Below are 25,729 nucleotides of genomic sequence, written 5' to 3' on the forward strand. Positions count from 1 at the left end.
TTTTCCTTCGGATCGTCATGTGGTCGAATCGGGCCCCGATCGATCTCAGTGCTGGGCGTCGCCCCCCTCCCGTATCGTCCCAGTGTGACTTTCCTGCAGCCGGTGACCCTGTCGAACGATGTCGTGACGCTCGAGCCACTGAGCCACTATCATCTCGAAGGATTGTGTGACGCCGCCCGTGACGGTGAGCTGTGGAACCTCTGGTACACCTCGGTTCCGCACCCCGACGATATGGCAGCCGAGATCGATCGACGATTGGGCTTGCAACAGACGGGGTCGATGTTGCCGTTCACCCTGCGACAAAACGACACTGGCCAGATCCTCGGGATGACGACGTATATGAATGCCGATGCGGCGCACCGAAGGGTAGAGATCGGGTCCACCTGGAACGCTGCATCTGCGCACCGGAGCGGAACGAACGCGGCGAGCAAGCTTTTGCTCCTCAACCATGCCTTCGACGAATTGGATTGCATTGCAGTCGAATTTCGGACTCATTGGATGAATCTCCAGTCACGAACGGCGATTGCACGGCTCGGAGCAAAACAAGATGGGGTTCTCCGCAACCACACGCGAATGCCCGATGGTTCGCTTCGTGACACCGTGGTGTTCTCGATCATAGAGTCGGAGTGGCCCGCGGTGCGCAACGAACTCGACCGCCGGCTCACGCACCATCGCGGTCCCGCGCGGTAGGTTTGCCAATAGCGTCGGCCGGCGCGCACGGGTTCGATCGAAGGTATTGATAGCAGCATGCGGGTTGACGGGCGCGACATACCGGTGACGGGCAGCCTGCTGCAACCGCTGGTACGACGCACCAGTGACATCATGCGGGTCGTTCTGGCACTGCTTCTGCTGTCGACGGTCATCGCCGGTTCGCTCATCACTCGAAATCAGTGGGATGCGCTGGAGAACTCGGTCTCGAACATCGTCGGGGTGCTCAGTCCGGACAAGTCGAATCTGGTGTACGTGCTGTACGGCGTGGCGATCTTGGCGTTGCCGTTCGGAATTCTGATCGGACTGATCGCCGGCCGGGAATGGAAGCTACTTGCCGGGTATGGTGCGGCTGGGCTGCTCGCCGGTCTGGCGTTGTCGATCACCGGTAGCGGAATCTCGACGCCCGCCTGGCACCTCGAAGTCCCCGATCGGCTCGACACCTTTCTTTCCCAGTTCCTGGACGATCCTCGCTGGATCGGCATGCTCGCCGCGGTGCTCACGGTGTCCGGGCCGTGGCTGCCGAAGCGATGGCGGCAGCTCTGGTGGTTCCTGCTCCTCGCGTTCGTTCCGATCCACTTGTTCGTAAGCACTGTCGTGCCTGCCCGCTCACTGTTGGGCCTGTCGGTCGGCTGGCTCATCGGCGCATTGATCGTCCTGGTCGTCGGCACACCAGCCCTCGAAGTGCCGCTCGACCACGCGGTACGTCTCCTGTCCAAGCGCGGGCACATCGTGAACTCCTTGCGCGTGGTGAAACCTGCAGGCCCGGGTCCCCTCGTACTCTCGGCATCGACAGAGGGTGCGGAACCAAATCTGATCGTCGAAATGTATGGGCAAAATCAGCGCAGCGGAGGCGCGTTGCGCCAACTGTGGAGATGGTTGTCTTTTCGCAGCGCAGAGTTCGTTCCACTGCATGGCTCACTGCACCGAGCCGTCGAGCACCGGGCGTTGATGGGCATTGCGATCGGAAATCTGTCCCTCGCGAGCAGTCGCCCGCTGGCGGCATCGGCGCTCGAACGCGGGTGGGCAATGTATGCACATACCGCGCCGATCGGAGTTCCCGTCGACGACACCTCCCCGGACACCCTGGTCAACAGCATCTGGAAGGGCCTGCAGACTCTGCACGGGTTCCAAATCTCCCATGGCGACCTGCGCACCGCAGAGATCAGAAACGACGATGTCAGGGCACTCTTCGGAGGATTCGCGAACGCCGAACTAGGCGCAACCGACGCGCAGATGCAGTCCGACGTTGCGCAGTTGCTGATCACCACTGCTGCGCTGTTCGGCAAGGAACACGCCGTGCGCAGCGCCATCGAGGCGCTCGACGCCGACACTGTTCTTGCGGCATCGGGCAGGCTGACGAAATCGGCGATACCCAAACGCGTACGCGCATCGGTTCCCGACGGCAACGAGGTCATGAAGGCCGTACGTGACGAGGTAGCGAAACAGACCGGCGCCGACAAGATCAAGGCCGAGCAAGTCACCCGATTCTCGCGAAGCCAGATCATTCAACTCGTACTGCTGATCGGCCTCGTCTACGTCGCTTACCCGTTCATCAGCGCGGTGCCCACATTCCTGACAGAGCTGAAGTCGGTGAACTGGTGGTGGGCGCTACTCGGGCTCATCATTTCGGCGCTGACCTACGTCGGCGCTGCCGCAGCATTGTGGGCATGCGCTTCGGGGATGGTGAGTTTCCGCAACCTGACGATCATGCAGCTTGCCAATACGTTTGCCGCAACGACGACCCCTGCAGGCGTCGGCGGCCTCGCACTGAGCGTGCGGTTCCTGCAGAAGGGTGGCCTCGGCGCCGTTCGAGCGACGGCCGCAGTTGCGCTGCAACAGTCCGTTCAGGTGATCACCCACGTCGGACTGTTGATCCTCTTCAGCGTTGCTGCCGGTACGTCGGCGGATCTGGCGCATTTCGTGCCCGACCCGACTGTTCTCTACCTCATCGCCGGTGTCGCGCTCGGCGCCGTGGGCACCTTGCTGTTCGTACCGAAACTGCGCCGATGGCTGCGAAACGACGTGCGTCCCCAGCTCAAGGAACTGTTCGGCGAACTCGGCGACCTCGCGCGCGATCCGAAACGTTTCTCGATCATCGTACTCGGCTGTGCTGCAACCACTCTCGGGGCTGCACTAGCACTCTGGGCGAGCATCGAGGCATTCGGGGGCGGGACCACGTTCATCACGGTCACCGTCGTCACCATGATCGGCGGAACTTTGGCCTCGGCGGCTCCTACGCCTGGCGGGGTCGGGGCCGTCGAAGCAGCCCTGATCGGCGGCCTCGCGGCATTCGGCCTTCCCGCCAGCATCGCCGTTCCATCCGTACTGCTCTACCGAGTGCTCACATGTTGGCTACCGGTGTTCTGCGGTTGGCCGACGCTGCGATGGCTGACCGAGAAGGACATGGTCTGATCCGCCGTCTGGTCTACGCCACCTCGGCAGTCGCTCACGATGCGTTTCCCGAGAAAAACGCATCGCGCATACACTTTCTTCGGCTGTAACCGGCAGCTTGATTCTGTTTCGGCCGTCGAACAGCCCACTCACTGGTACCTTTTCTTGACAGGTCGGGGACCTGAGGATACGAACGATCGGCCGTTGCATGGACAAGAAAGTTCCCGAGTACCGGCAGGTCCCGCATGAAAGGCTGTCGATCGGTGACCGGCAAGCTCGCGTTCCAAGAAGAGTTCCCTGACTCCTGGGCTTCCCGCACAAAGGACGCCGACACAGTGGGGCTCCGCGCGACGGAATCTCGGACTTTCGAAGCTGCCGACTACTCTTTCAGGGTTCGCCCCCCGAACAGTGAGCGGTGGGCGAAGGCACTCATCGGTTCATTGACATTGTCGTTCGGACTGTCAGGAATCCTGCTGGTTCCGTCGGGACAGTTGACTCTTCCCGCCGCAATCCTCGTATCGCTCGCCAGTGTGAGCACCGTCCCCGTCGCACTCCGCTGGTTTCTCGGACCATGGCCTCGTCCGATTCTGATCAAGGCGTTCATCATCTGGGCTGACCTCGGGATCCTGGCAGTGATGCTGCTACCCAATTCGCCATTGCTCGCGATGTCGAGTTCGGCAATGTTCGCCATCGTCGCCCTCTTTGCCATCATCGGGACGTCGTCGAGAGTGCTCGGCATCCATCTCGCGTGTGCTTTCACGGCACTGTTGTTTACGGCTGGAATGTCGATACTCGACGGGGCAGACCCTTGGACAGTGTCCTCGCTCGCCGTCACAGTTGCATCGATGTTCGTGATGCCGTTCGCCCTTCGTCCTTACATTCGCTACCTTCGGGAACGCGCAGACGGAGCGTTGCGGGATCCGCTGACCGGGCTGTGGAACCGCCGTGGGCTGTTCCACGCGGTGGGATACCTCAATACCCTCAATGCCTCGCCGATCCACGAGACGCGCTACATCGGCGTGGTCGTGATCGACATCGACAGGTTCAAGGCCATCAACGCACGATTCGGGCACCCCTCGGGCGATGCGGTGTTGACAGAGGTGGCGAGCCGATTGCTACACGCTGCGTCCGCCGATGCGGTGGTGTCACGGTTGGGCGGCGACCAATTCGTATGTGTTCACATCGGCTGCCGCAACAAGGTCGACGACGCCGAGACCCGGATCCGCGCCAGACTCGAAGAATCGTTCAGCGGCCCGCCGTTCACCACGAGCATCGGATCGGCCGGCGACAGCCTGATCTGTGGAGACAGCACGGGCGCACCCATGCGGCGGTTGATTGCACTGGCCGATATCGAGATGTACCGCGAGAAGGAAAATCCGGTGGGGGCGGCGAACCACCTTCGCTTGGATCCGCTCGGCATACGGGATCGAATCGATGCGCTCATCGAATCGGGCGGGCCCTCGATCGTGTTCCAACCGATCTGCGACACCGTGACCCGAGCCGTGGTCGGGTACGAGGCACTGTCCCGCTTTCCGTTCGGTCACGGTTCGCCGTACATCTGGTTTCGCGACGCGACGCTTGCCGGTGTCGGTCCGCGTCTCGAACTCGCCGCGATCGATACGGCACTACGCGCAATGGCAGGCCTTCCCGCCGATGCTTTCGTCTCGGTCAACGCCTCGGCCGAAACCATCAGGACGACCGACATGCTGGCCCGCCTGCGACCACATATAGGCACGCGCACAATCTATTTGGAGATTACCGAGCACGAACGGGTCGACGACTACCGCGCTGTTGCCCGATCCGTCGAAGACCTCAGAGCCGCAGGCGTCAAAATATCCGTCGACGACGTCGGAGCAGGATTCGCCGGACTCCGCCAAGTCGTGGAACTCGAACCCGACACGCTGAAACTGGACTATTCACTCGTCCACGGCGTGGACCTGGATCCGGCCCGCAGGGCGGCCGTAGCGTCGCTCACTACGTTCGCACAGGAAGTCGGCGCGACGCTGATCATGGAAGGTGTCGAGACCGACGGCGAACTGCGCGTCGCCGTCGAACTCGGCATCGACATGGTGCAGGGCTACCTCACCGGCCGGCCGGTATCTGTCGAACCGGCCGGACTCGAGTAACTACCTAGACCGCGTTGGCGATCGTGTACTTCGTCAAGCCCGGCGCTCCGGCGAGGAGTGGGGCCAGATCGGTGATCTTGCCTGGACCGGCGCGGAAATCGCGGTACTTCGCGTCAGCTTCGGCGGAGTCCCAGCGCTCGTATGCGATCCAGTGCGTCGGATCGGCTTCGTCGACGAGAACGTCGACTCCTAGGCACCCCTCGAATGCCCTCGTCTCGGCGAGCACACGGGCGAGAACGACTTTGGCGTCGTCGAGTGCTTCGGGCTTGAACTTCAGATCGAGCAGGGCGATGAGCGCCATTCGGTTCTCCAAATCGACAGTGAAAACGTACGAGCTTCGAACTACTTCTCCAGCCTACCGATCGCTCATACGACGTCCCGTAGGACTTTCGCGTCGCCGCTGAAACTCCGCACCCTCTCATCGAGCCACACCTGCGCAGGCACTCCGCCGCCGAGCAGTTCACGAGCCAACGCCGGGTCCTCGCCGATCGGTGTGTCGCTCCCGGCGATGACGACGTTCCCGTAACGGCGCCCCTTCAACATCGCCGGATCCGCGATGATCACCGTGTGCGGAAAGACCTGTCCGATAGTGGCGGCTTCGCGACGGGTCCTCATCAGGTCACGGGTGTCGCCGCAGTTGACGACGTAGATGCCGCGCGGGGCGAGTACGCGTCGCACCTGTTCGGTGAATTCCAGAGTCAACAGCGATTCCGGAGTGGCACTTCCAGCAAAAACGTCGCGGACGATCACATCTCGACTGTCCTCGGTCAGCGTCTCGGTCACCGCACGGGCCTCACCGACTCTGATACGTAGCATCGGCGCGCGCGGGAGATCGAACCATTCGCGTACCAACTCGGCAAGCTTGCCGTCCAGCTCGACGACGACCTGTCTTGCATCGGGATACTCCGCAGCGAAATAGCGTGCGAGAGTGCAGGCGCCACCACCGAGATGCAAAGTGCGCAGCTTGGAGCTCGAAAATGTATGGTAGCGAACAAGTCCCGCCATCCAACGCATGTACTCGAAATCCAGCTGCGACGGGTCGTCCATATCGATGTGCGAACTCGGCACACCGTTGACATGCACCATCCAGCCGTCCGCGGTCAGAGTGTCGCGCACCAGTTCGCAAGTACCGGTGTCGATGTCGTAGACCCCGACCTTCGGCCCTGTCTGCTTTTCCGGCCGTGTCTTCTTATTGGCCATGCCCTGCCTTCTTCTCGAGAATACTGCTTGCGGTCACGTCGGCCACCACGCGTACCGCCCTGTCGTGGATGCCGTCGATGTCACCGGAGAATCCGAGAACTCGGACCGCGGCGGTTGCAATGAGCGGAGCGTGTTGCAGGCCGGCCGAGCCTCGACCGTTTTCTGTATCGGCCCGGCCGTTCACTACCGTCTCGACAAGTCGAAACGGTAGCTCTTCGGTGCCGGCGGACACGTCGGACTCGAGCTCTTGCACGACCCCACCAGCGATGGCGGCATACAGATTCATCAGCGTGAAGCGGCTCTCCCTGAACGAGGCGAACCGATCGGTCCGAAGCTCGGGCAGCAGATAGAGCGCACCGAGGTTCCAACGGGAACGACTGAGCTGATCGGCATCGAACCAGGCCATCGCGTACATCTTCACCACCGCCGACTCGTCGGCACCCCGGATGCCCTGACCGACGGCGAGCGGCTCGTCGACGGTCCCGCTGAGCAGTGAATCGAGGATGTCGTCCTTGTTCGAAAAGTGGTGATAGAGCGAGGCCTGCCGCAGTCCAACGGCGTCGGCGATCATGCGTGTCGAGGTATTGGTGTACCCGCGGGTGGTGAAGAGCTCGGCGGACGCGTCGAGGATCTCTTCGCGTGCGGTGTCACCCGGACGTTTCTTGGTGGCAAGCCTCGGCCTCCCGGCACCGGTAACGGACATAGGTCCATCCTGTCAGCAATCCGCACCAGTGAGATTCCTGTCATCTGATCGAAATAGACGAAACAAGCTCGTTTCGCGACGGTCACCAGCCGGGCACAACGGCACGCAAAACTATCAACTGACAGAAACCGCACCGGCACTCCCGCACCTGTCGACGCAGACGGGCGGTCCTCTCAACTCTTGTACGGAGACAAAGACATGAGCTCGACTACTCTGCCCTCGCCCGGGGAAAAGGCACCGTCGTTCGGCACCGACCACTCGGACCTCGCCGCACTCGGGTACGACCAGCAACTGCATCGCAGTCTTGGCAAGTACGCGTCGTTCGCCGCCGGTTTCTCGTTCGTATCGATTCTGACCACAATCTTCCAGCTCTTCGGCCTCGGCTTCAGCTTCGGTGGCCCGGCGTTCTTCTTCACCTGGCCGCTGGTGTTTCTGGGCCAGTTCATGGTGGCACTGAATTTCGCCGAACTTGCTGCGCGATATCCCATTTCGGGTGCCATCTACCAATGGTCCAGGCGCATGGGTGGCGAAATCATCGGTTGGTTCGCCGGATGGTTCATGATCATCGCGCAGATCGTCACGGCGTCGGCAGCCGCAATCGCGCTGCAGGTCGTCCTGCCCAGCATCTGGAGCGGATTCCAGTTCGTCGGAGAAGACACAGCCCTGACCTCCGCCGACGGCGCCGCCAACGCCGTAATTCTCGGTTCTATCCTCCTGGTGCTCACCACCACGATCAACTGCATCGGCGTCAAGTGGATGTCGCGGATCAACAGCATCGGTGTCACCTGCGAGATCGTCGGCGTCATCGCCCTCGTTCTCGTCTTCTTCACGCACGCCGAACGCGGACCTCAGGTCGTCTTCGACACCGGCGCACCCGGCACCGATTCAGGATACATCTGGGCCTGGATCGTCTCCGGTCTCATGGCTGCATACGTCATGGTCGGCTTCGGCTCAGCCGGTGAACTTGCCGAAGAGACACACAATCCTCGACGCGTGGCACCTCGCACGATCCGGCTCGCACTCTCCGCGTCCGCTCTCGGCGGTGGCCTGATGATCGTCGGCGCTTTGATGGCCGCACCTTCTCTCACCGACGGAAACCTTGCGACGCAGGGCCTTCCGTATGTCATCGACTCCATCCTCAGCTCCCCGTGGGGCACGGTACTGCTGATCGACGTGGCCATCGCCGTCTTCATCTGCACCCTCGCGATCCAGACAGCGGCATCACGGTTGATGTTCTCCATGGCTCGCGACGGCCGTCTGCCCGCGTCGACCATTCTCTCCAAGGTCAACTCCCGCACCGGCACCCCTATCGCGCCCTCGGTGCTGATCGGATTCGCCTGTGTGGCAATCCTTGCCGTCAACGTAGGTAACTCGGCGATCTTCACCACCTTGTCGAGCGTCTGCATCGTCCTGATCTACCTGGCCTACTTGATGGTGACCGTGCCACTGCTGATGCGACGCCTCGAGGGATGGCCGCACGGCGGTCGTCGGGCAACGCCCATCTCTGCAGAGGAGAAGTTCTTCACCCTCGGTAGGTTCGGTATCCCGGTGAATATCGCCGCGGTCCTCTACGGCGGGCTGATGGTGATCAATCTTTCCTGGCCGCGCGCCGAGATCTTCAATCCCACCGGTGAATTTCCGCTTCTGCAGTGGGCGGCGCCGCTCACGGTGATCGCAGTAGTGCTGGCCGGAATCGCCTGCTTTCCGCGCGGCCGAACACACCCCAAGCCAGTCACGATCGGAGCCTGAAGACATGAGCACCGCAACCACTCTCGCCGCCAGGGAACATGCTCGGAGCCAGGCAGAGAAAGTCTCCGCCCCGACTGCCCCCGACGGCGTCACCGAACTCACCTGGGCCGAATCGGTACCCGGCGGAAGCTACACCACCAGAGTTCTCGCTCGCGGCACCCGAGTACGACTGCGCGACGTCGACGGTGCCGCGTGTGCCAATCTGCTGCTGTACCGCGCAGACGCCCCGTGGGAGCGACTCAATACCGCGGATACCGTCAAAGTTCCGTGGAACGCATACCTCGGAATCGGGCACCCATTGCTCTCGGATCAGGGACGAGTGCTCGCCACGATCGTCGCCGACAGTTCGTCCCGGCACGACGCACTCTGCGGTACAACGTCTCTGACCACCAATCGCACCAAGTACGGTGACGGATCGTTGCACGGGGCATCGTCTGCCGGTCGTGAACTGCTCACGGTGGCAGCTGCCAAGAACGGCCTTCAACCACGCGACCTGCCCTCGTCGATCTCGTTCTTCCACGGTGTACGCGTCGAAGCCGACGGACACCTGCACTCGACGGGCAACGCGGGATGCGGCACCGAAGTGGACCTCCTCATCCACCTGCCGGTAGTCGTGCTGCTGGCCAACACCGCGCACCCACTCGATCCGTCACCGAGTTTCGACACAACAGCGCTCGAGGTGCTGGCCTGGCAAGCATCGGAAGAGCTCGACGACCTGCCCAACACCGACCCCGAGTATCTTCGCGCTGTCGCCAACACAGAAGACGCTTGGAACGCCACACACGCGAAAGGCGCACGATGACAATCACTCTCGAATCGAGCACAATAGTGCTGGACCAGATCGCCGACGCCTTCGGCCCATGGTCTGCCGTCGTGAAGGCCGGCGACCTGCTGACCATCGTCGATCTGCACGGCAACCAGGCCGTCGACACGCTGGTCTACGCGGCGCACGATCACGCCATCCGCTATAGCGCGGCCGCAACCGTGGTTGCGCAGCAGAATCTCTTTCTCACCACTGGCAGCGTGCTGCGCAGCGATGATTCGACGGCGTTGATGACGATCGTGGCCGACGAAGTCGGCAATCACGATACGGTCGGCGGTGCCTGCTCACAGGAATCGAACACACTACGGTACGGGCATCACACGCAACATCAACACGCTTGCGTCGAGAACTTCCTGGCCGAAGGATCCAAGTGGGGCCTCGGCAAGCGAGATCTGGTGTCCAACATCAACTTCTTCATGAATGTACCGGTCGATGCCGATGGGACACTCGGAATCGTCGACGGGTTGTCGGCACCTGGCAAATCACTGACGCTGCGAGCCGAGGTCGACACCCTGGTACTCGTCTCGAACTGCCCGCAAATCAACAACCCTTGCAACGGATTCGACCCCACCGCAGTCCGCATGATCGTGACCCGGCCATGATCTCGACCGACAGCACGCGAGCAAAGATGACAGTACTGCGACCGGGGATGCTGACCACGGTTCAGGACTGGCCCGGACGCGTCGGATACTGGAAGGTCGGGGTGCCGCCGTCAGGGCCGATGGACGACCTCTCGTTCCGCCTCGGCAACGTGGCCCTCGGCAACCCCGAGGGCGCACCGGGACTCGAATCTGCCATGGCTGGACCAGCACTGAGCTTCGACACCGATACCTGGGTGTGCGTCACCGGTGCCGAAGCTCGGGTCCGCATCGACGGTGTCGACATGGCGCAGTGGCGTCCGGTATTGGTCCCGGCCAATGCGACGCTCGATGTGGGGACGACGACCGGTGCCGGCTTACGCGTGTACGTGCTCGTCCAAGGCACCATCGACGTCGAACCGTACCTGGGTAGTGCATCGACGTTCACGCTCGGCAAATTCGGTGGACACCGAGGTGGAACCCTCAGCGAGGGAGACATTCTGGAAATTTCGACGCCGAACGACGCCGCCGAACGCATTACTTGCATTCCTTCCGAACACCGACCGGCACTGACGACGAGGTGGAGCATCGCCGTCACCGAGGGACCGCACGGGGCACCGGAGTTCTTCACGCGCGCAGACCTGGACACGTTGTTCGCCACCGACTACGAGGTTCACTTCAACTCCGATCGCACCGGCGTCCGACTCATCGGGCCGAAACCGGAGTGGGCACGCACGGACGGCGGCGAGGCGGGGCTTCACCCGTCGAACATCCATGACAATGCCTACTCGGTCGGCGCACTCGACTTCACCGGCGACACCCCTATTCTGCTCGGCCCGGACGGCCCCAGCCTCGGCGGATTCGTCTGCCCGGTCACCGTCGTCGCGGCCGAAAGATGGAAGCTCGGGCAGCTCAAAGCGGGGGATACGGTCCGGTTCGTACCCGTGCGGGCAGCCCACGCTGCTCCGCTCGGCGCGCTCGGTGTCGCACGCCGCGCGTCGTTGCCGTTCGTCTTCTCGAGCGGTGGTGACGGCGACGACGGCGTCCTTGCCCGGCGCAAGGCAGAGACTTCCGTGACCTACCGCCGCTCGGGAGATGACAACGTGCTCGTGGAGTACGGGGACATGAAGCTGGACCTCGCGCTCCGCGCCCGCGCACATGCACTGCACCAGCGCATCGAGGCGATATCCCCGAAGGGACTGCTGGACCTGACACCGGGCATCCGCTCGCTACAGGTCAAAGTGGATCCGGACGTCCTTTCGATCGACACAGTGATGGGTCTGTTGGCCGAGGTGGAAGATGATCTACCCGCCGCTTCGGAGCTCGTGGTCCCGAGCCGTACCGTTCGGATGCCGTTGTCCTGGGACGACCCGTCGACCCGCGAAGCAATTGCGCGCTACATGCACGGCGTGCGAGCGGATGCACCGTGGTGCCCGTGGAACATCGAGTTCATCCGACGAATGAACGGACTCGATTCCGTCGCAGACGTTTTCGACACCGTCTTCGCGGCCGACTACATGGTTCTCGGTCTCGGCGACGTCTACTTGGGCGCACCCGTTGCGACTCCGCTCGATCCGAGGCATCGGCTGGTCACCACCAAGTACAACCCGGCGCGGACCTGGACACCGGAGAACGCCGTCGGGATCGGTGGGGCATACCTGTGCATCTACGGCATGGAAGGCCCGGGCGGATACCAGTTCGTCGGCCGGACCACGCAGGTGTGGAATCACCGGTACCCGGAGCAGTCCGGACCGTTCGAGCGCGAATCTCCCTGGTTGCTGCGATTCTTCGACCGAATCTCTTGGTACCCAGTCGAACCCGAGGAGCTGCTGGACCTTCGCGCCGACACTTCGGCCGGACGCGGTGGAGGTGTCGAGATCGTCGACGGTGAATTCTCACTCGCCGAACACGAGCAATTCCTCGCGTCGAACAGTTCCTCGATCGAGAAGTTCAGGGCCTCGCAGGCAGTCGCCTTCGACGCCGAACGTACAGCGTGGTCCGCAGCAGGCGAGTTCACGACAAGGGGTGATTCCGATGCAGCAGCATGACATTTCGGAGCGAGTACGACAGGCGTACAAGCGCATTGCCGAGGTGGACCGACCCGAAATCTGGATCACCCTACGCGACGAGGACGACGTACTGGCCGATGCCGCAACTGTCGATACTGCCCTCCCACTGGCCGGGCTACTGGTGGCTGTCAAGGACAACGTCGATGTTGCAGGTCTGCCAACCACCGCAGCGTGCCCGGAGTTCGCCTACACTCCCGATCGCACCGCCACGGCCGTAGCGCGACTGGTCGAGCAAGGCGCTGTGATTCTCGGCAAGACCAACCTGGATCAGTTCGCCACCGGTCTCGTCGGGACGAGAAGTTCGTACGGCGCAGTCCGTTGCGCCTGGGATCTAGAGCGGGTGTCCGGTGGATCAAGTTCGGGGTCGGCAGTCGCCGTCGCTCTCGGAATCGCAGACATCGGCATCGGCACCGACACAGCAGGTTCCGGCCGGGTCCCGGCTGCATTCCACGGCCTCGTCGGCGTCAAGACAAGCCCGGGAATCGTCCCGACGACCGGCGTCGTCCCAGCCTGTATCGACTTCGACTGCGTGACAGTACTCGCTGTCGACCTCGAGACCGCGACCCTGGCCACGCAGGTCATGACCGGCTACGACGACGCCGACCCACGTAGCCGGCGTTGGCCCGCGGACGTGCGGTTGTCTGCGAACACTGTTCCTCACATTGCCGTTCCGCGAGCAGAAGATCTCGAGCAACTTTGCCCAGATTACCGAGAAGCATTCGATCGCCAGGTGTCTCGTCTGGAAGCGAAGGGATTCACGCACTCCGAGATAGACATTTCCCCATTGCTCGACGCGGCCACCCTACTGTACGACGGTGCCATCGTCGCGCAACGATTCTCGGCCGTAGGTGCTTTCGTCGAAAGGAACAGGTCCAGTTGCGATCCGACAGTTGCGCAGATCATCCTGAATGCCGCCGAGCCGTCGGCGCATCGATACGTCGACGATGTCTCTGTTCTCGAACGCACGAAGCGGTTCGCGGTAGCGTTGCTCGACGGGTTCGACGGACTGCTACTGCCGACCACCACCGAGCATCCGACAATTGTTGCGGTTCAGGCTGATCCAGTGTCCATCAACCGGCGAATGGGTACCTTCACCAACTTCTGCAATCTGTTGAACATGGCCGCCGTCGCTGTCCCCGGCACCCCCACGAGGAGTGGTGCCCCGTTCGGGGTCATGTTCGTCGTACCCGAGTTTCACGACCAGATCGCCATCGACCTTGCTGCGCGACTCATCGGAACACCTTCGCCGTCGCTCGTCACCGACGGCCATGACGTACTCGTTGTCGGTGCACATCTCGAAGGCTTTCCGGTTCACCATCAACTGACCGATCGCGGCGCGCGATACCTCGGCGAAGTCCACACATCCGACGCCTACCGCATGGTCGACCTGGGAACGACGCCCGCGAAACCGGGCTTGGTGCGCCACCACACAGGGGAGGGTTCGGCAATTGTCGGCGAGCTCTATCGAATGTCCGCCGCCGGACTCGGAACCTTCTTGGCCGCTCTGCCCGCACCGATGGGTCTGACGTCGGTCGAGCTGTCCGACGGGCGCTGGGTCACCGGCTTCTGCTGCTCGCACGAAGCGGGCGAAGCAGGCATCGACGTCACCGAGTTCGGTGGTTGGCGGGCGTACATGGCTTCGGTGAGCGGTGGCTCGTTGGACCGCGCACCCTTGTTGTAAACCGAACGGCCGTGCTCGGACGCAGATGTAGCGAGCAGCTTTGGAAAAAGGGTGCGCGCTCTCAGCGTGGGCGCCCACAGCACAGCCCGTTGTCCGTTGACCCCGCACCAGTGTCATGTCCACCTCTCGCTGATGTCGATGACGGCGCGACCCGTGAACTCACCGCGCCGTAGTGCGTCCACCACTGTCGTGACCTCGCTGATTGGAACCTCGACGCAGATGCTTTGCAGGTTGCGCGGCTTGAGCTCGCTTTCGATTCGCTGCCAAAGCGCGCGACGGGAGGCGATCATCATTTGTACCGAGTCGATACCGAGCAGACCCACCCCTCGCAGAATGAACGGCATCACTGTGGTCTCGAGAGCGATACCGCCGTTCAACCCGCTGGCGGTGACGACTCCACCGTAATTCATGGTGCTCAGAATATCGGCAAGGGCTGCGCCGCCGACGCAGTCGACGGCTGCGGCCCACCGGCTCCGACCCAGCGGCCTACGTTTGGCGTCCGGGTCCAGCGGTAGGCGGCCGATCACCTCGGTGGCACCCAGTTCATGCAGGCGCGGCGTGGCATCTGGCTTACCGGACGAGGCAACCACTTCGAAGCCCTTCGCCGACAACAGATCGATGCTCGTCGATCCGACGCCACCTGTAGCGCCGGTGACGACGACCGGACCGGAGTCGGGGGTGACGCCCCATTCGAGGATTGCGGCCACGCTCATCGCGGCGGTGAAGCCGGCGGTGCCGATGGTGGCAGCTTCCCGCAGCGTGAGTCTGTCGAGCTTCACAGTCCATGCCGCCGGCACGACGGCCTCCTGCGCGTAACCGCCGTCACGGGCGGTTCCAATCCCGTATCCGTGGGCGATCACATTGTCGCCGACCTGGAAGTCCGGCGAGGTTGATTCGGAGACGACACCAGCGATGTCGATGCCGGGGACGATCGGATACTCACGAACGACGCCGCCTCCGGGAGTGAAGGCGAGAGCGTCTTTGAAGTTGATGCTGGAATAGCGGACTTGGATGCGTAGCTCATCGGCTCCGAGGGCCTGCTGCTCGAGCTCTCGGACCTCCGGATGGATGGTTCCATCGGTGAGGACGGCGGTAAGGGCGAGGTAAGTGGACATTGAAGCGTTTCCTCCTTGGATATTCGATTTCGATGTGGTCTCGTGCGGGGACCGATTCAGCGATTTGTTGCTTTGAGTGTGGATATCAGATCGTCGACGACCGAAGCGTTTTCGATAGTCGGTGGAATATCAGGCTTGTCTCCGTCGAGGATCTGTCGCAGACAACGGCGCACTATCTTCCCTGAACGTGTCTTGGGTAGAGCGGCAACGATGTCGATGCCGCCCAGTGAGGCGATCGGTCCGACCTGATGACGGACCAGCTCTTGGATCTGCGTGCGCAGTTCTTCGACCCGGTCCACGTGGTCGAGCTCCGGCACGACGACTGCATAAGGACGCTGCCCTTTGAGATAGTCGCTGACCCGAACGACCGCGCATTCGGAAACACCCGGATGTTCGGCTATGGCCGCCTCGATCTGTCCCGACGACATCCGATGCCCGGCGACGTTCATCACGTCGTCAGTGCGGCCGAGAATGTATACGTACCCGTCCTTGTCGATATGGCCGCCGTCCCCGGAGTCATAGTATCCGGGGTGCTGGTTCAGATATGCCTTCGCCAGGCGGGCTTCATCACCCCACACGTTGGTCATGAAGCCGGGCGGCAACGGCAACCGCAGGCACACAGCACCTTCCTGCCCGGACTCGACCTCGTTCCCGTCGCTGTCGAGGATCGCCACGACGAAACCGGGGACCGGCTTTGTCGATGCACCTAGTCTGGGCGGAAAGTAAGTCAGGCCGAGGAAGTTCGACACCACCGGCCAGCCCGTCTCGGTCTGCCACCAGTTGTTGATCACCGGAGCGGACTGCACCTGGCCGAGCCACCGCTGGGTGTCGGGGTCCAATCGCTCTCCCGCGAGAAAAATTCCGCGCAGCGTGTGCAGGTCCCGCCGAACGAGCAGAGCAGCCTGCGGATCTTCTCGCCGGATCGCCCGCATCGCAGTGGGCGCGGTGAGCAGCACGTTGACGCCATACCGCTCGATGATGTCCCAGAAGACTCCGGCGTCGGGGGAGCCAACCGGTTTGCCCTCGAACAGCACGGTGGTGGCACCGGTTAGAAGTGGCGCGTAGACGATGTAGGAGTGCCCCACCACCCAGCCGATGTCACTGGCGGCGAAGACGACGTCGCTGGCCTCGATGCCGTAGACATGCTTCATCGACCACTGCATGGCGACGGCGTGGCCGCCGTTGTCACGGACGATCCCCTTCGGCTTCCCGGTGGTGCCGGATGTGTACAAGATGTACAGCGGATCGGTAGCAACGACCGGGACGCAGCTAGCCGGCTCGGCAGCCTCGAGCAGTTCGGTCCATCCATGTTCCGGCCAGTCGACCCCGCGCCCAGCGGGGGGCTCGATCTGTGGTCGGTTCACCACGACGACGTTCCCGGGACGGTGTTGCGCCTCAGTGAGCGCGGCGTCGAGCAACGGCAGGTAGGGCACGATTCGGCCGGGCTCCAGGCCACCGGTCGCAGTGACGATGACGGCCGGCCGCGCGTCATCGATGCGGGAGGCGAGCTCGGCCGCGCCGAAGCCGCCGAAGACCACTGCATGTACGGCACCCAGGCGCGCACAGGCCAGCATCGTGATGACCGCTTCGGGAATCATCGGCAGGTAGATCAGGACCCGGTCGCCCCGGCCCACGCCCAGGCCGGCGAGGGCGCCTGCCGCCCGCGATACCTGCTCGAGAAGCTCACGGTAGCTGTAGACGTACTCCTGGCCGGTAGCGGCCGAGATGTACGCGAGTGCCGGCGCATCACCGCGACCAGCGTCGACATGCCGATCCAGGGCGTTGTACGCGGTATTGAGAGTCGCCCCTGGGAACCAATCGACCAGGCCGTTCGGGTTCTCCTCATAGGGACGCTTCGGCTCATCGATCCAGGTGATTGCACGTGCCGCTGTCATCCAGAAGTCGCCCGGGTCCCGGCTGGCGTCATCCATCGTCGCGGTGTAAATCTTGAGCGGTGCGGCCGCGTCGCGCTCAGGCATCGAGGAACCTGGCCGGACGCTTCTCCAGGAAAGCTGTCATGCCTTCGGTCTGGTCACTGAACGCGAAAAGCGAATGGAACCAGCGACGTTCGAAGAGCAAACCCTCCGCCAGCGAGGTCTGGTCGGCCCGCAGGACACATTCTTTGGCCGCCCGCGCCGCACGCGGAGAGAATCCGGCTATCTGCCGGGCGATGACACGAGCCTGCTCGACTACCTCATCGTCGGGGACAACGCGGCTGATCAGACCAATCCGGTGGGCTTCGTCGGCATCGATTCGGCGCCCGGTAAGGATCAGGTCCATCGCCTGGGCTTTGCCCACGATTCGGGTCAGCCTTTGCGTTCCACCAATCCCAGGGATGATGCCCAGTGCGATCTCCGGCTGGCCGAAGGACGCACTCGCGCCGGCGATGAGAATGTCGCACATCATGGCGATTTCGCAGCCGCCCCCGAGCGCGAACCCGTTTACCGCGCCGATGGTCGGGATGGGCAGGTCGGCTAGTCCTTCCCATAAGGCGAGGTGGTTGGCGTCGTTCATGCTTCCGAAAGTTTGGTCGCGCATCTCGGCGATGTCCGCGCCGGCAGCGAAAGCGCGGCCGTTGCCAGTCAGCACCAGCACGCGCGCACCGGATCGGGTTGCCTCGCGCAGTGCCTTGGAGAATTCGGTCATCATCGCTGAGTTCAGAGCGTTCAGCGCTTCCGGCCGGTCCAAGGTCAGTTGGGCGATGCCATCGTCGTCGACGGTCAGGGTGAGAGTGTCGAAATTGGCCATTGGTTCACAGACTTCTTTCTGGTCGCGTATGTGCAAAATGCACCGAATTCTTTGCATGGCTGCGATTTTCTTCACGGGTGGTCTGCATTCACCATCCGGGCCGAGCTGCCCGGCTCACGGCTCGATGGTGTCCGCGTCAACCAATCCCGAGCTGAATGAGGGCCAGCAAGGTTGCCATGATCGCAATGGCGACAGCCGGCGGGTCCAGGTGCATACGGCAGCGCTCCAGGACCAGTCTCGCCCAGACTTCTGCGAGCACCGAGGCGAGGAGGCCTGAGCCGACGGCGGCGAGCAGAATCAGCGTGGCCTCGTCGGTGTGCGCAGCAGCGACGCCGGCGGTCAACGCCGCGGGCAGCGTGATGTGGTGGGTCACCGGCACCGCTTTACCGAAGACGAGAGCGAGCAGTGTAAGCGCTGACGCGCCGTAAAGGAACAGGCCTGCCATCGGCCGGGACTCCTCCGGCCAGGCTAGATAGACCGATCCGGCCACCGCGCCGGCGACGGCGCCGATAGTGAGCACCGCGGCGGCATTGTGCTGCCAGGGCAGCCATTGTTGGCGTATGGCAGCGGGCTTGCGCGCCCATAGGGCGGCGGCGATCAGCGCAGTGAGCACCACACTGACCGCGAGCGAATCCATCATCGCAATTTCTTTGCCATCAGAGGTATGGACGGCAGGGACACTACCGGCAAGGCGAGCCAGGAACTGGCCCAGCACGCCGAATAAAGCGCCGACACCAACGATGGACATGTTGTTATACGTGATCAGCGGCTGCGCGATATCACGCGCAGAGTCGTGACGACGGATGTAGGTGGCATAAGCGGCGGCCGCTGCACCGCTGGCGAACATCACATGGGGGCCGAAAACGGGACCGAAAGCGAGGCCCCCGACCAGCGTGGTGTCCGGATCGACCGATGCCAGCAGGGTGGCGACCACGACGATGACACCCATCAGGGCGAAGCCCCCCAGCGCACCCAGTGCCGCTCCCAAGGCGCCGCCACCCGCGGCGCCGACGAACTCACTCAGTGTGAGCGTCATGTGAAGCCCTTCAGTCGTAGTGTCACGGAGACAGCCGGATACGCGGTGGTGGCAGCACCGTCTACATGGCGCTGCCACCACCGCGTGGCCGGGTAGCGGTCAGTGCTGGTGCTTGATGATTCCGCGAATGTTCTTGCCTGCCAACAAGTCGGCGTAGCCCTCGTTGACTTGATCGAGGCTGTACTCCTTGGTGATCAGCCCGTCGAGCTCGAGCTTGCCGTCGACGTACATGCGAATGAGCTTCGGAATGTCGTAGGCCGGGTTGCAATCGCCGAAGAGCGAGCCCTTGATGGTCTTGCGGAAGTAGCTCATCTCGGTACTCGGCACCTTGACGGTCACCTCGTCGATACGGTTGAGCGCAGTGAGCACCATGACACCGCAGCGTCCGATCATCGACAGCCCGTCGCTGACCTGCTGGTCGGTGATCAGGTCCGTGGTGATGATCGCCGAATCGCCACCCTGTCCGTTGGTCAGGTCGTCGATGGCCGTCTTGGCCTCGGCAGCGGTCTCGAAGGCCAGGGTGGCACCGAGTTCGATTGCCTTGTCGCGCTTGTTCTTCAGCGGGTCGATGGCAATGATGTGCTGAGCGCCGGCATGCTTGGCTCCCTGCACGGCATTGATGCCGATGCCGCCGATACCGAAGATGGCAACGACGTCACCGGGCTTGGTCTCTGCGGCGTACACAGCCGAACCCCAGCCGGTGGGAACACCGCAGCCGACCAGTACGGCCTTGTCGAGGGGGATGTCGTCGTCGACCTTGACGACCGAGTACTGGTTGATCACGTTGTACTGGCTGAAGGTGCCCAGGGTGCACATTGCGCCGTACGTTCCGCGGGGCCCGCTGATGGGCCAGCGAGGGCCTTCCAGGTGGCCATCGAGCATTGCGGCGTTCATGTCGCAGACCGAGCTACGTCCAGTTGCGCAGTACTTGCACCGGCCACAGGTAGGGGTGAACGAGCAGACGACGTGGTCGCCCGGCTTGACCCTGGTGACGCCCGGCCCGACTTCTTGGATGATTCCCGCGCCCTCGTGGCCGAGAACCATCGGAAGGCGGGCGATCGTGTCCCCGATGGAGATGTGTACATCGGAGTGACACAGGCCGCCGTAGAGGTACTGGATCAGCACTTCGTTGGGGCCGGGCTTTTCGAGCGTGAGCTCTTCGATCTCGATGGGCTTGCCCGGCTCGATGACGACAGCTGCGAGGGTTTTCATTTCGGTTCCTTCGGTTGGCCGCGGCCACTCCCGGGTGGGAGCGGCTCGGAAGTTCTGTTTTGTTCTTCGGCGGCAGCGCACATGCGCCGTCGAGGATGTTGGTGACGCGTCTGCTAGGAGCGCTTGAGGTTCACAACGTGAACGTTGGTGAACTCTTCGATTCCGCTCCGGCCGAACTCCGCACCCAGACCGGACTGCTTCACGCCACCGAACGGCACGTCCGGGGTGAGCTGGAAGTGGTGGTTGATCCAGCTCGTGCCGACGTTCAATCGAGCGCCGACCTCGATCGCGCGCTCCACATCGCTGCCCCACACCGAGCCACCCAGGCCGTACTGGGTGTCGTTCGCGCGCTCGATCGCGTCGTCCAGATCGTCGTAGGGCATCACCGAGCGGATCGGGGCGAAGGTCTCTTCGCGAACCAGGGGACTTTTCTCGTCCAGATCGCGCACCAGCGTGGGCTGCACGTAGTAACCGGGCTGGTCGAGCACTTCACCGCCGGCCACGACTCGGCCGTCCCGTGCAGCCACCTCCAGCGCTTCGCGTGCTTTCTGGAAGGCCATCTCGTTCTGTACCGGACCGAGCTGGGTCAGCGGGTCGAGGCCGTGGCCGACGGTCAGTGCAGACACGCGCTGGGCGAGCGCTTCGACCAACGGCTCGTAGAGCGAGGACGGCGCGTAGATCCGTTTGATGGACACGCATACCTGACCGGCGTTGGCGAAGGCCCAGTTGCACAGACCGTCGGCGGTCTTCTCGATATCGGCGTCGTCCAGCACGATTGCCGCGTCGTTGCCGCCGAGTTCCAGGGTGAGGCGCTTGAGGGTGGGGCCGGCCGCAGCCATGACTCGTCTACCGGTCACCGTAGAGCCGGTGAACGACACCTTGTCGATTCCCTCGTGAGAGGTGAGCAGAGGACCGAGGTCTCCGCCATCACCGACGACGTTGAACACACCGGCCGGGATCACCTCACGCACCAGCTCGGCGAAGTGCATGGTGGCAAGTGGGGTGGTCGGTGAGGGCTTGAGGACCATCGTGTTGCCGACGATCAGTGCCGGAGCCAACTTGTAGACAGCCTGGAACAGTGGGAAGTTCCATGGCGTGATCGCTCCGACCACACCGACCGGCCTGCGGCGCAACTCCACGTAGCTCGACGCGTCGTCGCGCAGGATCTCGGTGTCGAGGCGGTAGTCAGCAAAGTAGCGAGTGAAATCGATGGACCACGCCACGTCGTCACGGGCCTCGCCGATCGGCTTTCCCTGTTCGAGCGTGGTCAGTTGCGCGAGTTCTTCGTGGTGAGCGGCCAGCACATCTGCCACTGCGTGCAAAACCTTGCTGCGCTCGTCGTATCCGAGAGCCGCCCAGCCGGGCAGGGCGCGTCGAGCGGCCTGCACTGCCTGGTCCAGCTGCTCGGACGACGCGACCGGAGTGGTCGCAATTCTCGCCGCAGTACCCGGATCCAACACCGGCATCTCGTCAGCGCCGTCGACCAGTCGGCCGTCGATCAGCTGGCCGTACCTCTTGGATGACAGATCGAAGCTCAGTGCGGTGTTGGGTGTGAGTAGTGAGGTCATCAGAATCCTCTCGAATGTTGTTGCATGTATCAACGGGGAGGGCCGTTACCGTGTGTGCCTTCCAGCGGGTCAGTGGCCCGACAATCGGACTGGGAAGAGCGCCAAGATCATCATTGCGACTTCCGTCACAGCTATTTGTCCGTGATCCGTACATCTGCACACCGGGGGTCTGTCGCCCGTCCGTTCGGCTACGGTATGAACCATTGCCAGTGATCGGTTTCACAGTCGGGCGCACCGCGTAGGAAGTGCCCGGCCGCTCGCTGGATAGCCTCCGCCTGAGTTGATAAGAGGTCTGATGCAATGGTCGACAGTGTCGAGCGTGCGTTCGCAACGTTCTCCGCGAGCCTGGAGGGCCGCAACCTGCAGGCATCCTGGGCGCGTTCTCAGCAGGCGGGTCTCGATCCGTCCAAGCCCATGGATCCGCCCACATCCGACAGCGTGGACACAGAGAGCCGGCTCTTTCGCTCAGCCGCCCCGGTTCTCGACCGGGTACGCAACGAAATCGACGGCGAACGACTGTCGGTGATGCTGGTCGGCGCGAAGGCCGAGATGTTGGCAACAATCAACGGCTGCTATCAGATCGACTCGGTGGTCACGCGCATCGGTGCCACCCCTGGCGCTCTCTGGCGAGAGGACACCACCGGAACCAATGCCTTGGCCACCCCCTTCGTGACTCGTGAACCGCTGTTCGTTCGCGGCCCAGAGCATTACGTGGAGGGCCTGCACAACTACAGCTGTTACGGCCGCCCCATCTTCAGCCCGCTCAACGGCCAGCTGGTGGGTGTGCTGGACATCATGAGCGATGCCGGTGCCGAGTCGGCCTTGATGCGACCGTTCGTCGACTCGGCGATCGCCGACATCCAACGAAACATCAAACGCAGCGTCGGCAGCAGGGCTCAATCGGTGATCCGCGCCTTCGAGGGAGCCGCTCAGCATCCTGCCGCGATGGTGGTGGCCGTGTCGCGATCCATGGTGTTGCAGAGCTCGGCTGCCGCGCGAGTGCTGTCCTCGACCGATCTTGCCTGGCTGCAACAACTTGCAGACGGGTTGCGCGGGTCCACACGCACCGAAATCGAGCTGACCAGCGGGCGTACCGCCCAGTTGGACATCGAACTGGTCGGAGACTCGGACGGGGTGTTGATTCGGGTGCAGAGCAGACAGCGACCGATGGTCCCGCGCACCGCAGAGCCGCTGCGCCGTTGGAGCCGCCTGCGCCAGTGGCTCGACGATTTTCGCACCGACACCGCCTCAGGGGTGATCGTCGGAGAGTCAGGTACCGGTCGCAGTACTGCACTGCGGGAGGCAGCCGGTACTCAGTCGCACTGCACCATCGACGGGCGCTCATCGGACAAGACCGAGGTCGAGGCGAAGCTGCGCGCTCTGGCCGACGGGCCCTGCCACGATCTACTCGTCATCGACAACTTGGACCAGCTGTCCGCCCTATCGCAGGCGCTCGTCGAAAACCTGCTCTTCGTCGGCGCGCCGCGCATTTTGGCTGCGATCACGATCTCGGACACCGACAGCGCTCGAATGCTGGACCTCTTCGAGCGTCGTCTGGACTTGCCGACCTTGCGCGAGCAGCGCTCGGAACTGCTCACCACACTCAACGAGTTGGCGGGTCCGGGCGTGCGCTACCGCTTCACCTCGAAAGCGACTCGCGTACTCGAATCCTATTCTTGGCCGGGTAACCACCGGGAGTTGTCCACCATGCTCCGCTCCATGGTGCGCTTGCGGGGAGCGCTCATCGACGTCGCCGATCTGCCCACGGAGTTGCGGATGAAGTCCACCACCAAGTCGATGACCCCGTGGCAGCAGGCCAGCCGTGACGCAATCATCAGGGCGTTGGAAAGCTGTCACGGTAACAAGGCGCACGCCGCCGAGTATCTCGGAATCAGTCGCAGCACCCTCTACCACCACATCAAGGAGTACGGGATCATCGGATAACTTTGTAACTTGTTGTGTCCCACATCGACCCCTTGGATCTCGCAATTCAGTGGAGCACTAGTACGCGAATTCAGGCCCGATGCTCTCCGAGTTTTCCGGGGTTCGCCAGACCCGACGGACTCCTCACCCACCCCGGCCTGATCGCACTCTGTCGCCTCGACGCCGACCCCGTTCCGCTGGCGTGGCGAGTCGTCGAGCCGATACAGTCTTGCCGTCGCTGCGGATGCGAAGGCATGCCTCGCGACATGGTGGTTCAACCCGCGAGCCACCGGGTGAAGGCTTCGCATGTGGTTCAAAGGTTGCTGGTGCCTTGGCCTCGCACTTCCCCGCTACCGGCGCATCGGTAGCGGCGGATCACATTGTAAGCATGGCCGTTCGATCATTGAATTCACCTGCACAACAAAATGACTCACAGCCCACTCGAAGAACGCCCCGCATCCTCGGTCGTCTCTGGGTGATTTTTCTTGCACCGCTGACAGAGATGCGAAACCTGCGGAATCGACCTGCGGAATCGATATGGTCGTTCTTTGCCTCGTCCGGCACCACGCGAGTCACACGGACCAAGCACCGTCAATGATTTGCAGTCCCTGCTCTGCCACCGGCTACTTCACAAGCATCCGTTCAAGCTCGACGAGTTCAGTTGGGTGAATCACCCCGGTAAGTCCGGAGACTTTCTAGTTTGCAAACTCCGCGATGCGCTGAGTTCTGTGTTCACCGTAATAGAGCGCTTCGAGTTCGGCTGGTGGGATGTCCCCGCAGTGCTCGTATAATCTGCGGTGACCCAAACCAGTCCACCTATTCCAACGTGGCGATTCCTACGTGTTCGACTGTTCACCACGGTCCCTGCGGCTTGATCAGCTCGGTCTTGTACAGGCCGTTTATTCTCCGCGAGGGCGTTGTCGTAGCTGTCATCGGTTGTTCCGATCGAGGCATCGAAGCCGGCCTCGGTCAGCCGCTCGGTGAAGGCAATCGGGTGGGGCCCTCCCGCTTGCGGGGGAGTATTGAGAGCCGCGGTCGTGGTGGTGAATCAGTCCCGACAGATCCGTGATGCCTTCACGTCGTCTCGTCCAGATCGCGTGCTCAATCGCATCGAGAACCAACGGGGTAGTCATCCTCGTCGAATGAGGTTCCCCCCGAAAAGTGGACAGTGGTCACGCGGCCATGATGGGCGCGATCAGTGACTGTTCGTACGTGGTGGGGCTGAGCATCCCGATCGTGGAGTGCCTACGGCGAGTGTTGTAGAAGTTCATCCAGTTGTCAACTGCAGCAACCAATTCAGTGGCATGAACGAAGGTGTGCCGGTAGTAGTACTCGTGCTTGAACGTCGACCACAGACTTTCGGCGCCGGCGTTGTCCCAGCATTGACCGGTTTCACCCATCGAACGCCGCAACCCGTACCGTTCACACGCCTGCTTCATGATGTCAGCAGTGTACTGAGATCCCCTGTCCGAGTGCATGATTGTTCCCGCGACATCGCCGCCACGTTCGGCGACCGCCATCTCCAACGCTTCGACAACCAGCTCGGTGCGCATGTGATCGGCCACGGCCCATCCGAGAACCTTCTTCGAGTGCTCGTCCTTGATCGCGCACAGGTACATATCCCCCTCCCCGCAGGTCAGATACGTTATGTCCGAAGTCCACACCGCATCGAGTTCACCCTGATCGAAACGGCGCTGGACCAGATCATCAGGGAACGAGGCGAACGGATCGACCACGGTGGTGCGGACCTTGAACGTGCGCGGACTGATGCCGACGACACCGAGCGATCGCATGATCTTGGCGACAGTTTTCTCGGTGATCACCTCGCCTCGGTCGTGGAGTTCGGCGGTGATGCGCGGTGCCCCGTACACGCCTTTCGACTCCTGGTGGATCGCGAGGATCTTGATCTCCAGATCGGCTCTACGCTGCTCTCGCTCTGCCAATCGGGTTGTCACACTGCGTCCTTGGTTCTTGTAGAAGCCGGAGGTCGACACCTCGAGCAGGCGCGCCATCCGGTGAACTGCGGAGTTCGCGTACTCCGCGGCCATCAACGTGTAGAGCTCTACTTTTGTTGATTGGCTGCGAAGTACGCGGAC

19 protein-coding genes and 1 pseudogene are annotated in these 25,729 nt (G+C 62.7%); 9 read left to right on the plus strand and 11 right to left on the minus strand.

The window, feature by feature from the left end:
- Positions 1-84 precede the first annotated feature (84 nt).
- The 3 genes from BJI47_RS04930 (at position 85) to BJI47_RS04940 (ending at position 5,228) form a co-directional block, all read left to right on the plus strand.
- Entirely contained in the window at positions 85-690 is a 606-nt protein-coding gene (locus BJI47_RS04930) for a GNAT family N-acetyltransferase (protein ID WP_088942709.1), read from the plus strand.
- A gap of 57 nt (positions 691-747) precedes the next feature.
- On the plus strand, positions 748-3,123 hold the full coding sequence (locus BJI47_RS04935; protein WP_088942671.1) for a lysylphosphatidylglycerol synthase transmembrane domain-containing protein: 2,376 nt from the start codon (positions 748-750) through the stop codon (positions 3,121-3,123).
- A gap of 242 nt (positions 3,124-3,365) precedes the next feature.
- Positions 3,366-5,228 carry a bifunctional diguanylate cyclase/phosphodiesterase gene (locus tag BJI47_RS04940; protein ID WP_254900391.1) on the plus strand — a complete coding sequence of 621 codons (1,863 nt, stop codon included), beginning with the start codon at positions 3,366-3,368 and terminating at the stop codon, positions 5,226-5,228.
- 4 nt (positions 5,229-5,232) lie between these two features.
- Here the strand turns inward: BJI47_RS04940 and BJI47_RS04945 are convergent, their stop codons facing one another.
- The 3 genes from BJI47_RS04945 to BJI47_RS04955 form a co-directional block, all read right to left on the minus strand.
- Positions 5,233-5,529 (minus strand): putative quinol monooxygenase, encoded by a 297-nt coding sequence (locus tag BJI47_RS04945; RefSeq protein ID WP_088942673.1) that lies wholly within the window; start codon positions 5,527-5,529, stop codon positions 5,233-5,235.
- A gap of 65 nt (positions 5,530-5,594) precedes the next feature.
- The gene (locus tag BJI47_RS04950) at positions 5,595-6,428 is read right to left on the minus strand and encodes a spermidine synthase (RefSeq protein WP_088942674.1); all 834 of its coding nucleotides are present in this window, start codon (positions 6,426-6,428) and stop codon (positions 5,595-5,597) included.
- Positions 6,418-7,131, minus strand: coding sequence for a TetR/AcrR family transcriptional regulator (locus BJI47_RS04955; protein ID WP_088942675.1), 714 nt, complete (start codon positions 7,129-7,131; stop codon positions 6,418-6,420). Before BJI47_RS04955 ends, BJI47_RS04950 begins: the two co-directional genes overlap by 11 nt.
- Positions 7,132-7,329: 198 nt before the next feature.
- Here BJI47_RS04955 and BJI47_RS04960 point away from each other — a divergent pair, with 198 nt between their 5' ends.
- From BJI47_RS04960 to atzF, 5 genes are read left to right on the plus strand one after another with little or no spacing between them, the layout of a single operon-like run.
- Entirely contained in the window at positions 7,330-8,880 is a 1,551-nt protein-coding gene (locus BJI47_RS04960) for an amino acid permease (protein WP_088942710.1), read from the plus strand.
- 4 nt (positions 8,881-8,884) lie between these two features.
- A complete protein-coding gene (locus tag BJI47_RS04965) occupies positions 8,885-9,682 on the plus strand; it encodes an urea amidolyase associated protein UAAP1 (protein ID WP_088942676.1) in 798 nt (265 codons plus the stop codon).
- On the plus strand, positions 9,679-10,305 hold the full coding sequence (locus BJI47_RS04970; protein ID WP_088942677.1) for an urea amidolyase associated protein UAAP2: 627 nt from the start codon (positions 9,679-9,681) through the stop codon (positions 10,303-10,305). The genes BJI47_RS04965 and BJI47_RS04970 overlap by 4 nt, the downstream gene beginning before the upstream one ends.
- Positions 10,302-12,329, plus strand: coding sequence for a 5-oxoprolinase/urea amidolyase family protein (locus BJI47_RS04975; RefSeq protein ID WP_088942678.1), 2,028 nt, complete (start codon positions 10,302-10,304; stop codon positions 12,327-12,329). Before BJI47_RS04970 ends, BJI47_RS04975 begins: the two co-directional genes overlap by 4 nt.
- Positions 12,316-14,031 carry an allophanate hydrolase gene (gene atzF / locus BJI47_RS04980; protein WP_088942711.1) on the plus strand — a complete coding sequence of 572 codons (1,716 nt, stop codon included), beginning with the start codon at positions 12,316-12,318 and terminating at the stop codon, positions 14,029-14,031. Before BJI47_RS04975 ends, atzF begins: the two co-directional genes overlap by 14 nt.
- A 113-nt stretch (positions 14,032-14,144) precedes the next feature.
- On the opposite strand, the gene BJI47_RS04985 is transcribed toward atzF, so the two are convergent.
- The 6 genes from BJI47_RS04985 to BJI47_RS05010 form a co-directional block, all read right to left on the minus strand.
- Positions 14,145-15,146: an acryloyl-CoA reductase gene (locus BJI47_RS04985; protein WP_088942679.1), complete on the minus strand. Its 1,002-nt coding sequence runs from the start codon at positions 15,144-15,146 to the stop codon at positions 14,145-14,147.
- 56 nt (positions 15,147-15,202) lie between these two features.
- Entirely contained in the window at positions 15,203-17,125 is a 1,923-nt protein-coding gene (locus tag BJI47_RS04990; protein ID WP_088942680.1) for an AMP-binding protein, read from the minus strand.
- Positions 17,118-17,894, minus strand: a complete 777-nt coding sequence (locus BJI47_RS04995; protein ID WP_088942681.1) for an enoyl-CoA hydratase-related protein — start codon at positions 17,892-17,894, stop codon at positions 17,118-17,120. The genes BJI47_RS04990 and BJI47_RS04995 overlap by 8 nt, the downstream gene beginning before the upstream one ends.
- 136 nt (positions 17,895-18,030) lie before the next feature.
- The gene (locus BJI47_RS05000) at positions 18,031-18,930 is read right to left on the minus strand and encodes a hypothetical protein (protein WP_088942682.1); all 900 of its coding nucleotides are present in this window, start codon (positions 18,928-18,930) and stop codon (positions 18,031-18,033) included.
- Positions 18,931-19,029: 99 nt separating this feature from the next.
- Positions 19,030-20,142, minus strand: coding sequence for an NDMA-dependent alcohol dehydrogenase (locus BJI47_RS05005; protein ID WP_088942683.1), 1,113 nt, complete (start codon positions 20,140-20,142; stop codon positions 19,030-19,032).
- Positions 20,143-20,255: 113 nt separating this feature from the next.
- The gene (locus tag BJI47_RS05010) at positions 20,256-21,710 is read right to left on the minus strand and encodes an aldehyde dehydrogenase family protein (RefSeq protein WP_088942684.1); all 1,455 of its coding nucleotides are present in this window, start codon (positions 21,708-21,710) and stop codon (positions 20,256-20,258) included.
- A gap of 300 nt (positions 21,711-22,010) precedes the next feature.
- On the opposite strand from BJI47_RS05010, the gene BJI47_RS05015 reads away from it, so the two are divergent.
- On the plus strand, positions 22,011-23,654 hold the full coding sequence (locus tag BJI47_RS05015; RefSeq protein ID WP_088942685.1) for a sigma-54-dependent Fis family transcriptional regulator: 1,644 nt from the start codon (positions 22,011-22,013) through the stop codon (positions 23,652-23,654).
- 674 nt (positions 23,655-24,328) lie between these two features.
- On the opposite strand, the pseudogene BJI47_RS24435 reads toward BJI47_RS05015, so the two are convergent.
- Positions 24,329-24,751 (minus strand): annotated as a pseudogene (locus tag BJI47_RS24435) (hypothetical protein); the annotation flags it as partial.
- A gap of 54 nt (positions 24,752-24,805) precedes the next feature.
- Positions 24,806-25,729 (minus strand): IS3 family transposase (locus BJI47_RS05025; protein WP_088942194.1); only part of this gene is annotated, 924 nt, incomplete at its 5' end.

This window comes from Rhodococcus sp. 1168, assembly GCF_002091955.1.
GTDB lineage: Bacteria > Actinomycetota > Actinomycetes > Mycobacteriales > Mycobacteriaceae > Rhodococcoides.

Coding starts and splice junctions, on each gene's coding strand:
- BJI47_RS04935 (WP_088942671.1), top strand. CDS start 748: ATGCGGGTTGACGGGCGCGACATACCGGTGACGGGCAGCCTGCTGCAA.
- BJI47_RS04945 (WP_088942673.1), bottom strand. CDS start 5,529: ATGGCGCTCATCGCCCTGCTCGATCTGAAGTTCAAGCCCGAAGCACTC.
- BJI47_RS04950 (WP_088942674.1), bottom strand. CDS start 6,428: ATGGCCAATAAGAAGACACGGCCGGAAAAGCAGACAGGGCCGAAGGTC.
- BJI47_RS04955 (WP_088942675.1), bottom strand. CDS start 7,131: ATGTCCGTTACCGGTGCCGGGAGGCCGAGGCTTGCCACCAAGAAACGT.
- BJI47_RS04960 (WP_088942710.1), top strand. CDS start 7,330: ATGAGCTCGACTACTCTGCCCTCGCCCGGGGAAAAGGCACCGTCGTTC.
- BJI47_RS04965 (WP_088942676.1), top strand. CDS start 8,885: ATGAGCACCGCAACCACTCTCGCCGCCAGGGAACATGCTCGGAGCCAG.
- BJI47_RS04970 (WP_088942677.1), top strand. CDS start 9,679: ATGACAATCACTCTCGAATCGAGCACAATAGTGCTGGACCAGATCGCC.
- BJI47_RS04975 (WP_088942678.1), top strand. CDS start 10,302: ATGATCTCGACCGACAGCACGCGAGCAAAGATGACAGTACTGCGACCG.
- atzF (WP_088942711.1), top strand. CDS start 12,316: ATGCAGCAGCATGACATTTCGGAGCGAGTACGACAGGCGTACAAGCGC.
- BJI47_RS04985 (WP_088942679.1), bottom strand. CDS start 15,146: ATGTCCACTTACCTCGCCCTTACCGCCGTCCTCACCGATGGAACCATC.
- BJI47_RS04990 (WP_088942680.1), bottom strand. CDS start 17,125: ATGCCTGAGCGCGACGCGGCCGCACCGCTCAAGATTTACACCGCGACG.
- BJI47_RS04995 (WP_088942681.1), bottom strand. CDS start 17,894: ATGGCCAATTTCGACACTCTCACCCTGACCGTCGACGACGATGGCATC.
- BJI47_RS05000 (WP_088942682.1), bottom strand. CDS start 18,930: ATGACGCTCACACTGAGTGAGTTCGTCGGCGCCGCGGGTGGCGGCGCC.
- BJI47_RS05005 (WP_088942683.1), bottom strand. CDS start 20,142: ATGAAAACCCTCGCAGCTGTCGTCATCGAGCCGGGCAAGCCCATCGAG.
- BJI47_RS05010 (WP_088942684.1), bottom strand. CDS start 21,710: ATGACCTCACTACTCACACCCAACACCGCACTGAGCTTCGATCTGTCA.
- BJI47_RS05015 (WP_088942685.1), top strand. CDS start 22,011: ATGGTCGACAGTGTCGAGCGTGCGTTCGCAACGTTCTCCGCGAGCCTG.